At 44.0% G+C, this 12,404-nt stretch carries 12 protein-coding genes and 2 pseudogenes; 10 read left to right on the forward strand and 4 right to left on the reverse strand.

What is annotated here, in order from left to right; translation table 11 throughout:
• The first annotated feature begins 269 nt into the window (after positions 1-269).
• The 5 genes and pseudogenes from ACO05V_RS12480 (at position 270) to ACO05V_RS12500 (ending at position 3,921) form a co-directional block, all read left to right on the forward strand.
• Positions 270-1,124 (forward strand): hypothetical protein, encoded by an 855-nt coding sequence (locus tag ACO05V_RS12480; RefSeq protein ID WP_421851740.1) that lies wholly within the window; start codon positions 270-272, stop codon positions 1,122-1,124.
• 161 nt (positions 1,125-1,285) lie between these two features.
• Positions 1,286-1,540, forward strand: a pseudogene (locus ACO05V_RS12485) (transposase); the annotation flags it as partial.
• A gap of 7 nt (positions 1,541-1,547) precedes the next feature.
• A pseudogene (locus ACO05V_RS12490) lies at positions 1,548-1,730 on the forward strand (IS3 family transposase); the annotation flags it as partial.
• Between the two features lie 197 nt (positions 1,731-1,927).
• Complete coding sequence (locus tag ACO05V_RS12495; RefSeq protein WP_421851743.1) at positions 1,928-2,698, forward strand: AAA family ATPase; 771 nt, start codon at positions 1,928-1,930, stop codon at positions 2,696-2,698.
• Positions 2,699-3,321: 623 nt separating this feature from the next.
• On the forward strand, positions 3,322-3,921 hold the full coding sequence (locus ACO05V_RS12500; protein WP_421851746.1) for an antA/AntB antirepressor family protein: 600 nt from the start codon (positions 3,322-3,324) through the stop codon (positions 3,919-3,921).
• Positions 3,922-4,005: 84 nt separating this feature from the next.
• Here ACO05V_RS12500 and ACO05V_RS12505 read toward each other — a convergent pair whose 3' ends face one another.
• The 4 genes from ACO05V_RS12505 to ACO05V_RS12520 all read right to left on the reverse strand — a co-directional run bounded on the left by ACO05V_RS12505 (position 4,006) and on the right by ACO05V_RS12520 (position 6,526).
• Positions 4,006-4,677 (reverse strand): hypothetical protein, encoded by a 672-nt coding sequence (locus ACO05V_RS12505; protein WP_421851749.1) that lies wholly within the window; start codon positions 4,675-4,677, stop codon positions 4,006-4,008.
• Between the two features lie 113 nt (positions 4,678-4,790).
• Positions 4,791-4,940: a hypothetical protein gene (locus ACO05V_RS12510; RefSeq protein ID WP_421851751.1), complete on the reverse strand. Its 150-nt coding sequence runs from the start codon at positions 4,938-4,940 to the stop codon at positions 4,791-4,793.
• A gap of 286 nt (positions 4,941-5,226) precedes the next feature.
• Positions 5,227-5,586 carry a hypothetical protein gene (locus ACO05V_RS12515; RefSeq protein ID WP_421851754.1) on the reverse strand — a complete coding sequence of 120 codons (360 nt, stop codon included), beginning with the start codon at positions 5,584-5,586 and terminating at the stop codon, positions 5,227-5,229.
• A gap of 85 nt (positions 5,587-5,671) precedes the next feature.
• Positions 5,672-6,526, reverse strand: a complete 855-nt coding sequence (locus ACO05V_RS12520; RefSeq protein WP_421851757.1) for an endonuclease I family protein — start codon at positions 6,524-6,526, stop codon at positions 5,672-5,674.
• A gap of 267 nt (positions 6,527-6,793) precedes the next feature.
• Here ACO05V_RS12520 and ACO05V_RS12525 point away from each other — a divergent pair, with 267 nt between their 5' ends.
• The 5 genes from ACO05V_RS12525 to tal are packed head-to-tail and all read left to right on the forward strand — an operon-like array spanning position 6,794 to position 12,391.
• Complete coding sequence (locus tag ACO05V_RS12525; RefSeq protein WP_421851761.1) at positions 6,794-7,018, forward strand: SHOCT domain-containing protein; 225 nt, start codon at positions 6,794-6,796, stop codon at positions 7,016-7,018.
• A gap of 25 nt (positions 7,019-7,043) precedes the next feature.
• Positions 7,044-9,428, forward strand: coding sequence for a phosphoketolase family protein (locus ACO05V_RS12530; protein WP_421856961.1), 2,385 nt, complete (start codon positions 7,044-7,046; stop codon positions 9,426-9,428).
• Positions 9,421-10,500: a class I fructose-bisphosphate aldolase gene (locus ACO05V_RS12535; protein WP_421851764.1), complete on the forward strand. Its 1,080-nt coding sequence runs from the start codon at positions 9,421-9,423 to the stop codon at positions 10,498-10,500. The genes ACO05V_RS12530 and ACO05V_RS12535 overlap by 8 nt, the downstream gene beginning before the upstream one ends.
• Complete coding sequence (locus ACO05V_RS12540) at positions 10,500-11,216, forward strand: HAD family hydrolase (RefSeq protein WP_421851767.1); 717 nt, start codon at positions 10,500-10,502, stop codon at positions 11,214-11,216. The genes ACO05V_RS12535 and ACO05V_RS12540 overlap by 1 nt, the downstream gene beginning before the upstream one ends.
• Positions 11,213-12,391, forward strand: coding sequence for a transaldolase (gene tal, locus ACO05V_RS12545; protein WP_421851770.1), 1,179 nt, complete (start codon positions 11,213-11,215; stop codon positions 12,389-12,391). Before ACO05V_RS12540 ends, tal begins: the two co-directional genes overlap by 4 nt.
• The last annotated feature ends 13 nt before the right edge of the window (positions 12,392-12,404 follow it).

Here is a 12,404-nt window from a genome sequence, read left to right on the forward strand (position 1 = left end):
TAGGGCTGCTAAAAGATAATCAATCTTATGAAAATATATACAATGCACTTTTTGTTGAAATGGAAAAGTCATATAATGAGATTGTAATGTGAATCTATTATAATTTTCTGAATTCGGAGTCATATGAAAAATATATTAGTTTTTCATCTGACCCCGAATTTATAAAGTAACTTTGATTCAGTTACTTACAGCGTCATTAGAACTTTTTTGAATCGTCTAAACGCGTATGTTCATTCTTAATTGTTATAAGTAAGTGATAAGGTTGCGAGATGAGTTTTACTGATGAAAAAATAAAAGTTCTTAAAAATCTTCTTTTTCAATACGATTTTTCAAAAGGTTTTACTAGTTACTACCCCGAAACCAAGATTACAGATGGAATGAGTGAAATAAAAGTCAATATTGGCATCGGTGGCTCTTCTTTACTTTCAAAAACAAGACTAAACGCAGAGGGACATTTAGCTCTATTTTCAATAGTTTTTGATTTTTTTGATGTTGTTGTGGATAAGAAGCTAGGAAAGAGTGATCTTTCTTTTTCCCAGAAAAACAGGTGTTTTCTTAAATTTAGCACAGGTGACACGATTGTAGATTTTATAGAAAAGAAGTCATTTGAAAGGGCTATAGAAATTAGGAATAAAATTGTACACAACAACCTAACTGTTAATGAAAATAAAGAATTAGTATTGCCAAATGGTAAAATTTATCCTGTATCATTATTTCCTGAAATTAACCGTTTACTTTTTAATGTGGCTATATATTGTTTAGATTCTAAACTTTATAGTTTGTATGATAAAAGTGCAGCGTTATCTTTATTCAAAAAAGTATTTAGTGATGAAAAAATCGTACACCTCTTGTGTGGGGACGTTGTCTCTAATATGAGTGTTTTATGTCGTTGTAAAGAGAATTATTGTGAGCAAAAAATACCAAAAGATAAGCCGCTATATGAGATTTTATCAAGAAAAATACAAGTAATGACGACTGACGAAAGTCTTATTTTCAAAGATGGTTTGTATCATGGTTATACATTTCTATTTGATTTAAATGGAGTAGAAGTTGTCTTACCAGCGGAACTGATAGATATCCATCGAGAGCGAACGTTAGAGGAGTTTTCAGAATGGACAAAGTAGTTTATTTATAACAAGGTGTTAACGCTTCCCACCGGAAATGAAAGGCAACTGGTCCATCGACAAAGTCACCGCAAGAGGAGACAGCAAAGCAGGGTACAGGTGTACGGTTGTTGCGAGTGAAGTGGTTTGAGTTTAATTTAACTCTGACCCTAATTATTCACAACGACTTCCGTAAAATGCTCACCAAAGTCACGATCGAAACCGCCCTCAATGTCGAGATGGATGATCATCTTGGTTACGATCGACATGAAAAAAACCATGCACCCAACAGTCGTAATGGGTTTACCTCCAAAACACTCAAGACCGAAGATGGCAGCTTTGTCGTCGACACGCCCCGCGACCGTAGTTTTGAACCCAAGTTAGTCCGCAAACACCAAACGCGCTTTGCGTCCATGGACGATAAAATCCTGAGGTTGTTGAGTGTTTTTTGGCAGCCTAAAACACAACTGGATATTTAAAGTACATCAGTCCACACGTCAGCATATGAGAAAAGATGCCGCAGTTTACATGAGGTATTACAACCTCGAAAGACTGCATTCGGCGAACAACGATATGTCACTGGTTGACTATGAAAATTCTCTAATAAAAGTGTCCAGTTTAGGTTGACCAGAACAGGTTTATTACAATGCTATTTTCCGAGTGCACACGTTAGCATCGAAACGGCATACCAGGTTCTACGAAGATTTATATTTAAAGACAGGCATTGAAGTCTTCTATGGAATCTGTCAAGTTGGTACGATAAGTCTTAAAGCCTTGGCTTGATTTAATAGGGTGAATCTGTGAGCTAGTTAAGTATGCATAGTATGGAACCGTTACCGTATCTAAAAGAGATAAAACTTAAAAAAAATCTGATTGAATCATTCGATCACTATCCTTTTTCAATAGCTGCTATTAAAGGGCTCCGTAGTATTGAATTTGGTAAAGATGTAACCATTTTCGTTGGTGAAAATGGTAGTGGTAAATCTACTCTTCTTGAAGCGATCGCTGTCGGCTTAGGGTTCAATGCTGAAGGTGGCTCCAAAAACTTTAGTTTTGGTACTAGGAAAACACATTCAGAATTACATAGTTATCTACGATTTTCAAGATCATTTAAGCGATACAATGATGGCTTTTTCCTGCGGGCAGAGAGTTTTTACAACGTAGCAACGCATATGGATGAACTTGATGAAGAAGTATATGATTTTGGGTACTTGCCACCGCCTCCCGAGATTAAAAACCGCTATGGTGGAAATTCTTTGCATAACCAGTCTCATGGGGAATCGTTTATTTCGTTATTATTTGAACGTTTTAGTGGGAATGGGCTATATATACTCGACGAACCTGAGTCAGCGCTTTCTCCTGCAAAACAATTAAGTGTATTGAGTCGAATGCGTCAGTTAGTTAATAACCAATCTCAATTTATTATGGCTACCCATTCCCCGATTCTCATGGCATATCCTGATGCTAAAATTTACCAAATAGATCAGTCAGGTATATATCCAATTCAATTTGAGGATACCGATCATTACCAAATTACGAAGGCATTTCTGAACAATCCTGAGCCTATGTTAAAAGAGCTATTTTTTAATGAATAGATTCACTGCTACTCCATAGATCGAAAGTTGAAAGGGTCGATAAATCGAATAGTTGGTAAAATTCAATCACGATAAAAGAGTCTTTAATCAGAAAAAATCCTGTAATTAATTCTGTGTAACTGAAAGGGTTTACAAATAGCCCACCAAGCGCTCTTCAAATTTGAGTTTGGGGTCAGATGAAAAACTATACTGTTTTTCATCTGACCCAAACCTCGATACCGATAATTTCAGTTTCTGTGGCCTACGAACCAAACATTAGTCCGTTTATTTTGAATGGTCGATTACACTGCGTTACACGAAGCGTTAAAAAAACGAGGGAGGGCAGGTAGGGAATAGATTATTGGATGTATCTCCATTGACCCCCGGCCAATCTTGATCTAGTATTTCTCTTGCACTGGCAAAATCCAGTGCCGGGAATCTCACCCCGTTTGTTACCGTAGCGGCCTAAAACACGCACCGCGTGTTTTTTTGTGGCCGGAGTCCGCCTGTTATGGTGGGTCTTTGTTGGGCCAGCTTCGGCTGGGTCGTTCCTACGGGCGGCAGTGAGATCCTGATTTAGATCCACCACCTTTGAGAATCTCACCTCAAAGTGTGGTCAAACTTTTGACCGTAGGAGGCCATAGATGGCTATGCAACTTATTACACTTCATACTCGCTCTATCAACGAGCAAACCCTCGATACCGTTAACGCTCGTGATCTTCACACCTTTCTTGAACTAGGCCGCGATTTCAATACTTGGATTAATGCTCGTATTAAACGTTATGGCTTTGAATTTGGCGTAGATTACACTTTTATTTCCCAGTCCCCCAAACGGGGGAGCGGGAATCGTGGCGCAACGAAAGAGTATTTCATCACCCTAGACATGGCAAAAGAACTGGCCATGGTCGAACGCAACGAAAAGGGCAAACAAGCCCGCCGCTACTTCATCGACTGCGAAAAACAGCTCCACGAGCAAAAACACCTTCCCGCCACCACGCCCAACACGGCAACCCTAGAAACCAGCTTCCAAGAAACAGAAAAGTACCAACTCCTCAACGACATGATTAAATCCCTGAAACTGGAAAGCAATCCCGTCGTCATCCCCTCTAAAGAACTCGTCGACCTAATCCAAGCCGTCCGCATGTACCAAGCCCAAATCGCCCAGCTCCGCACACCAGACTGGGTAAACGACAACATCACCCGCGTCAAAGACCTCGCCCAACGCAACTTCACAGACTTCTAAACGACAGGTTATTCCAATCAGTAAAAGCAAAGCCCACCGATGTGGGCTTTTTACATACCTTAGTGTTTAGAAATTAGTTTTTAGTTAGTTGAAACCAACTGAAAGCATTAGCATCCATGAGGACTCATCTCGTTTTTGATATTCAACTTGAGTGTAGCTTGCGGGGAGCGAGCTTCCTTCAGTGATGCCATATGCAAGTTCTTGTGTGCGATGCCAGACTTTTCCTATGCCAATATTAACGGATTTAAATGTATTGTCTTTAGTCGTTCCTTCTCGTCTTAACACCATCATAGCTCCTACACCGAACGCATCAAATACGTTAGAGTCTTCGCCAGCGACTCTTACACCTATATACATCCCTGGATGAGTCCAGTCCGAACCTAAAGCATCCCAAACATAGTTAGTAGTTAACCAGAGGCTTGTATTGGCACTGTATGAGTCGGTGACTACTACAATTTGGTCTGTTCCAGTTCCATGTAATACGGCATCTTTTATGTACGGGGTATTGTAGGATTCATACCCAATGCCAACGGAAAAATTAAAACCACCAATCTGAATATTGTTGATAGCTTCTTCCGTTTTTTTAGCCTCAGCAGCAGATTCAGCCGCCTCATTAGCTTTAATTTGAGCTTTCTCTAAAGTTTCATTTGCTTTCTCTAAAATAGCATTTGCTTTATCTTCAGGAGTTTCAGCAAAGCTAGTTATTACTGAGCAGCACAAGGCGGGGATTAAGAAGCGCGTTATCGTTTGCAGCATAAGAACATCCTTTTTAAGAAGTGGAGTACTCATAAGGCTTTATACTGCAAAGCCAACATTCAAAATAAAATGTAAACCATGTGTAAAGAATGATCAAATAATTTATTCGGTGACTATTCGTCGCAAACTAATGCTTCCTTTAGTACATCTTGAAGTTGCTCTAAACGCTCTGCTACGACATGCTGGCTTGGCTCTGGTATTGCTGAGATATCAGCAAGGGAAATGCATTCTAGGTCGGTGAGAAGTTGCTGTAGTTGTTCCATATTACAAGAGTTCGGGGTCAGATGAAAAATAGCACTGAATCTTCATTGACCACAAATAACTACGTCAAAGCTACGACAACCCAACCACCGCCCAACAAGACTGCCAAGACGACCTCATTAAAAGCCAACGCTAAGGTTCCAGCGTCACCCTAGACACAATTATTGGCTATATGGGCAACCTCAACTCGTCGCAGAAGGTATCCTCACCCTAAACGACACCTTCCCATCCGAAATTAAAGGCAACTGCTCCATCGACAAAACTTACTTCTTCGAAATATGATATTTGCTACCAATCTAATTTTTTATCAGCAGCCTCTACATTTTGGTTGTACATTATTTCAATCATTTGATAAGTACACATATCAACTCTGCCACAATAGTCATGAATAGCTCTATCAAGGATGTCGCGGTTCTTAGCTTTGGTTAGCCTTTTAAAAGCATCAAGATTTTCTTTCTCCATTAACCTAAGCATCACTTGCTGGCACATATCGACTGTACCGCAGTAGTCATGTTTAACTCTATTTGTGATGTAGGTAATAACTTCTTTTTTTTGTGCCTCAGACCCATCAAAATTCAAAGGGTGAACGAATTGCGCGTTTGCTAGAGAGGAAAATAATATGGTTGTTATTAGTAATATGAATTTCATTTTGCAAATCCTTCTGTAAGCATTCAGTGAACCTGAATAATCTTTGTTATATCCATTATGTCAGAAAACTGTAAGGTTGATGGTTTTAGTTTTCACATTTAGCCCCCCAAATCCCATCCACAAATTCAGGATGATCAATAAACGGATTTCGATTCCCCTGTAGCTCTTGCACTCGGTCGTTGCGGCGTTTTTCAAAGGCAGTAACGGCGAATGTATCGTTCCACGCTACGAGTGTACAAAGGTCGCCGATGCTGGGTTGGCCGCTTTGTTTGTCGTTGCCTTTGGTGATGATTAAGTCGGGCATGTTTTCTGGTGAAGCGTTGTCGCCAGTTTCGTATCGAGCCGCCATGTAAAAGACCATGCGGGCGATTTGGCCTTTGGCGCGGTCGGTTGGTTCGAAAGATTGTTTGCGTTTATCTAGGTAGGCGCCAGACAATACTTTGCTGCCGTCGGCCAGCTCATCGTATACCGGTTCGCCACCCATGCCGTAACCATAGTTACTGTGCGCACCGTTTAAATTACGATCAGCAGGGCGAAGGTGGTGCAGATCGGTGTAGCCGTCTTGGCTTTGTTTGGCAAAGCCGCGGGATTTTGGCCAAACGTGCTCTCTGTCCCACGCATCGTCTTTGCTTTTGCCTCGGTTTGCTTGGCTGATGTTTCTCACGTCATCTAGGTAAAGCATTTGTACTAGGCCGCACTTAGGTTTGTCATCTGGGCAGGCTGAATCGGTATAAACCAGTGCTTCCCACACGTCGATATTCTTGCCGTCGTACCAATCGGTATTCCCGCTTTGTGTGTATTTAAGTGGCTTTTGGCCATCGATGATGCTGTGCAGTTTTGCTTTAAGCGCATCGCCTGTTAACCCTTCTGTACCATCGTAATAACCCGCCGACGCATACGCTGAACACAACATAAGAAACACAAACAGACTGCGCCACATAATTAGCTCTCAAGATAAATAATGCAGCGGATTGTAGGGAAGTGCAGGGCGTTTAGATTCTGGGGATTTGAAAGGATTTGTTAGCAAGTGTGTGTTCTGCGTAAAGCATGATCTTAATCATATTAAATGGGCTTTTTCTTCTATCTTCGGTGCTGAATTTTTAAACGTTCGTTACCGCACAGAATCTCGTCTTCTTATCGTTATAGAGTGATCTATCGAGTTTGTTTGAAAGTCATCTGATTTTCGACGCTGAACATGGAGATTGATATGTATCACGAATATTGGAACGGCTGGGGTTGGGTATTGTGGATTGGTTTTTGGTTCTTGCTGATTTCTAGTTTTGGGCATTGGGGTTACAGCTATCGCTCGAATCGTCGTTACTTTGGGCTAGCCAATAAAACAGCGCTGGATATATTGAACGAGCGTTATGCTCGCGGTGATATCGAACAAGCCGAGTTTTCTCGTATCAAGAAAGAAATCGCCAGCAAATAAGAGGGAGCATCTCACTGTGCCAAAAATGACGATGCAAAGCGCAGCACTAGCGCCGGATCAACTGAGCTTAATAGACAGTTACTGGCGAGCGAGTAATTACTTGTCGGTTGGGCAAATTTATCTTCACGATAACCCGCTATTGGCGCGGCCTTTGGTGCTTGCCGATATCAAACGTATTTTGCTGGGTCACTGGGGCACGACGCCCGGTCAGAATTTTATCTACGTGCATTTGAATCGCATTATTAAGCAATACGATTTGAGCATGATTTACCTCTCAGGCCCCGGTCACGGTGGGCCTGCGGTAGTGGCTAATACCTATCTGGAAGGCAGTTACAGTGAGATTTATCCTGACATAAGCCAAGACACAATCGGCCTACAAAAACTGTTTAAACAGTTTTCTTTTCCCGGTGGCATTCCTAGCCATGCGTCGCCCGAATGTCCCGGTTCCATCCATGAAGGTGGAGAATTGGGTTATTCATTGAGTCACGCCTTTGGTGCTGTATTTGATAATCCAGATTTAATTGCAGCCTGTGTGGTGGGCGATGGCGAAGCCGAAACTGGGCCGCTGGCAACCGCTTGGCATTCCAACAAGTTTCTGAATCCTGTTAGCGATGGCGTGGTGTTACCAATTTTGCATTTGAATGGCTACAAGATTGCGAACCCTACGGTTTTGGCGCGCATCAGTCACCAAGAACTAGAGCAGTTATTTTGTGGTTACGGTTGGACGCCTATTTTTGTTGAAGGCAGCGATCCTGAATTGATGCATCAGATGATGGCGACGGCGCTCGACAAAGCCATTCGAGAAATCAAAGCGATTAAATTAAATGCCCAAGACAATAGTGTATTTGAACGTCCACGTTGGCCGATGATTATTTTCAAATCTCCAAAAGGTTGGACTGGCCCCAAGATAGTTGATGGCGTGCAGATAGAAGGCACTTTTCATGCTCATCAGGTTCCCATTTCTAATCCAGAGTCGAAACCGGAACATTTGCCATTAATAGAAGAATGGTTGCGCAGTTATCGTCCTCAAGAATTATTCGATAGCCTTGGCCGCTTGTTACCAGAGCTAGCTGAACTGGCTCCACAAGGTGAGCGCCGCATGGGCGCGAACCCTCATGCCAACGGCGGTTTGCTACTGAAACCCTTACAAATGCCAGATTTTCGTGACTACGCTTGCGAGGTGCCAAAACACGGTGTGCGCGGCGTTGGTGACACTCATGTGCTCGGGCCGTTTGTGCGTGATGTAGTCATGCTTAATCAAGACAATTTTCGAGTATTTGGTCCAGATGAAACCATTTCTAATGGGCTTGAGGCGGTATTCGAAACCACCAATCGACAATGGGAAGCGACCACAAATATTAATGACGAATACCTGGCGCCCACTGGTCGAGTGATGGAAATGCTCAGCGAACACCAGTGTCAGGGCTGGCTAGAAGGCTATTTACTCACGGGCCGACATGGCTTATTTAATTGCTACGAAGCCTTTATTCACATCGTAGATTCTATGTTTAACCAGCACGCGAAATGGCTAAAAGTTACCGCTGGTTTGTCTTGGCGACCTAAGATCGCTTCGTTAAATTATCTCTTGGCTTCTCATGTTTGGCGTCAGGACCACAATGGCTTTACTCACCAAGATCCGGGCTTTATCGATCACGTGGTGAATAAAAAAGCCGACATAGTGCGAGTCTATTTGCCACCCGATGCCAACTGTTTGCTTTCAGTGATGGATCATTGTTTGTGCAGCAAGCATTACGTCAATGTGGTTGTTGCCGGGAAGCATCCAGCGCCGCAATGGTTAGACATGGACGCCGCGGTCAAACATTGTGCGGCAGGTATTGGCATTTGGCAGTGGGCGAGCAACGACACAGGTTTAAATCAACATGACCAAACGGACGTGGTGATGGCCTGTTGTGGCGATGTTCCAACGCTGGAAACCTTAGCCGCGGTGTCTATTTTGCGAGAGCATTTGCCTGCGCTGAATATTCGTGTGGTGAACGTGGTGGACTTAATGAAACTTCAGCCACAAACCGAGCATCCACATGGTTTGAATGATGCCGAGTTCGACTTACTGTTTACTGAAAATAAGCCGGTTATTTTTGCCTTTCATGCTTATCCATCGCTGATTCACAAATTAACCTATCGTCGCACCAATCATCGCAATATCCATGTTCGCGGTTACAAAGAAGAAGGCACGATCACTACGGCCTTTGACATGACCGTATTGAATGACATGGATCGTTTTCACCTCGTAATGGACGTGATTGACCGACTACCGCAAACCGGCGTGAAAGGCGACGAGTTAAAACGCATGTTGAGCGAAAAACTGATAGAGCATCGTCAGTACATCAATGAATACGGTGTCGATATGCCGGAAATTCGCGATTGGAAATGGAGTAATAAGGATGAATGATTCGAGCTCATCAAGCCAGGCAATCGGCTCTACAAGTCACTTAATAGAAACCGCTAAGCGCTTGATGGCCGATGATAAAGGCCTGCTCGCGATGGACGAAAGTGTAGCGACATGCAATCGCCGCTTTGCCAAATTGGGTATCGCGCAAAGCTTAGACATGCGACGGGCTTACCGAGAATTAATAGTCACCACGCCTAGATTAAGCGATAGCGTCAGCGGCGTTATTTTGTTCGACGAAACCATTCACCAACACACTCAGGATGGTACGCCGTTCATAAATGTACTGATGGATGCCGGCATTATTCCCGGCATCAAGGTCGATGCTGGCGCTGTCGATATGGCGGGGCATCCGGGCGAAAAAGTCACCGAAGGCTTAGACGGTTTGCGCGAACGGCTGGAGGCTTATGCCCTGATGGGCGCGCGCTTCGCAAAATGGCGGGCGGTATTCAGCATTGATGTCGACGCTATTCAAACAAGGGTGATCGATAGAGTAACGCCATCTAAAGCCTGTATTGAAGCCAATGCTCATGCCCTCGCACGTTATGCGGCTTTGTGCCAAGAAGCTGGGATGGTGCCGATTGTCGAGCCTGAAGTGATGATGAATGGCAGCCATACCTTGCAACAATGTGCGCAAGTGACAGAAGCGGTCTTACATGCGGTTTTCCAACACTTAAATGAGCAAGGCGTTTTGCTAGAAGGCTTGTTGTTAAAACCCAGCATGGTGTTGCCCGGATTATGTTGTGCAGTACAGGAAAGTGTCGAAACCGTCGCTGATATGACAGTACATTGCTTGTTGCGAACTGTTCCTGCGGCGGTGCCAGGCATTGCTTTTTTATCCGGCGGACAAACGCCAGAACTGGCCTCGGCGCGTTTAAATGCCATGAATAACCGATACAAATCTCGCTTGCCTTGGGCGCTGACGTTTTCATTCTCTCGGGCGATTGAGCTGCCCGCGTTAGAAGTTTGGCTTGGGCAAGATGACAATGTTGAAGCGGCTCAAAAAGTCTTACTTCAAGGTGCGGCCAACGATAAAGCAGCGCGCCGCGGCGAATATTCCGTTGCGGCCAACTAATGGTGAATAGTAGAGCAATAGACGAGATTGTTTTTCTGCTGGATGTTGATAACACCTTGCTCGACAACGACCGCATTTTAGTGGAGTTGAGGGCGTTTTTAATTCGTGAAATTGGCGTGGAAAACAGCGTTCGTTATTGGGTGATATTCGAAACATTACGCAAAGAGCGTGGTTATGCGGATTATCTAGGCGCGCTGCAACAGTATCGCCTTGAACATCTTGATGATGCTCGCGGGCTCTTAATCGCTGAGTTCTTTCTTGATTATCCCTTTGTGGATCGACTCTACCCTAATGTATTGACACTCATTAAACATCTGCAAATCCTAGGTAAAACCGTCATTTTGACTGATGGTGAAGCCGTCCTGCAGCCGAGAAAAATCAAGCGTTCAGGGTTATGGGAGGCAGTGGATGGTCAGGTGCTGATTTATATCCATAAAGAAACCATGCTCGATGCGGTTGAGCAGCATTATCCAGCCCAGCGTTATGTGATGGTGGACGATAAATTACGTATTTTGACCGCCATGAAACGCGTTTTGGGAAGCCGGCTTACTACGGTTTTTCCAAAGCAAGGTCATTACGCCCACGATCCAGAAAAGACACATCCTTATCCAGCGGCCGATGTCACCATTGAACACATCGGCGAGCTGATTCATCACGATTTTTGCATTGGTCTTGACACTGTGAAAGCGCGTTCTGCGCCATCGGAGGCACTATGACTTTTATTAAAGACAGCGATCCATTTGAAGGCAGTAATCCTTTTGAAGGAATGGATACAACTAAGCAATTGCATATGCTCGGTCAAAGTATCTGGCTCGATAATATTACTCGCGAGCTGCTAAACAGCGGCACGCTGCAGCATTATATTGATCATCTGAATGTGACGGGGCTGACCTCGAATCCGACTATTTTTGATAAAGCGATCAAAGATGGTGATAACTATAACCAAGCCATCGCTGAAAAAGCCGCAAACGGTTTATCAGGTGAAGCGTTGTTTTTCGAACTGGCGCTAGAAGATTTAACCCGTGCGGCGGATTTGTTACGCCCCATCTTTGACAATACTGATGGTATGGATGGTTGGGTCTCGTTAGAAGTCTCGCCATTGTTGGTGAACAATACCGCTGGCACGGTTGCCGCTGCTGTGGATCTGCATAAACGTGCTCAGCGTCCAAATTTGTTTATCAAAATTCCCGGTACTCCAGCAGGCTTAGCGGCCATTGAAGAAACGATTTTTGCGGGTGTTCCCGTTAACGTGACCTTGCTGTTTTCTAGCGAGCAATATCTCGCCGCGGCTGAGGCTTATATGCGCGGTATCGAACGACGAATTGCAAAAGGACTTGATCCGAAAGTCGGCTCAGTCGCTTCGTTGTTTATCAGTCGTTGGGATGTTGCCGTCAATGACAGAGTGTCTTCTGACTTACGCAATCATCTTGGTATTGCCATCGCGCAACAAGCTTACAAAGACTATTGCGAACTACTGGCCGCGCCACATTGGCAATCGCTAAAGGCGGCTGGCGCCAACGCACAACGCTTGCTTTGGGCCAGCACGGGCAGCAAAGATCCAACGATTTCTGACTCTTATTACGTCTCAGCGCTTGCTGCGCCACACACCATTAATACGATTCCAGAAAAGACATTACTAAGCTTCTCTAAAGATGGCGCTTTGTCTAGCGTGATGTCGATTGATGGTGTTGATGCTGAAAGCAAGCTGTTGGAATTCGCCATAGAAGGCATTGATGTTGGCGCATTGGCTGATCAGCTCCAACAAGAGGGCGCAGACGCTTTTACTCAGTCTTGGAACGATTTATTGGCGGTGATTGAGCAGAAAAGTCAGCAAGTAAAAAACAGTACGTCAAAAAATAGCAAACCAGAAAACGACGAAGCGCCTTTTTAACGATTTTTTAGGA

The sequence above is a fragment of the Marinomonas sp. genome, assembly GCF_965225885.1.
GTDB lineage: Bacteria > Pseudomonadota > Gammaproteobacteria > Pseudomonadales > Marinomonadaceae > Marinomonas.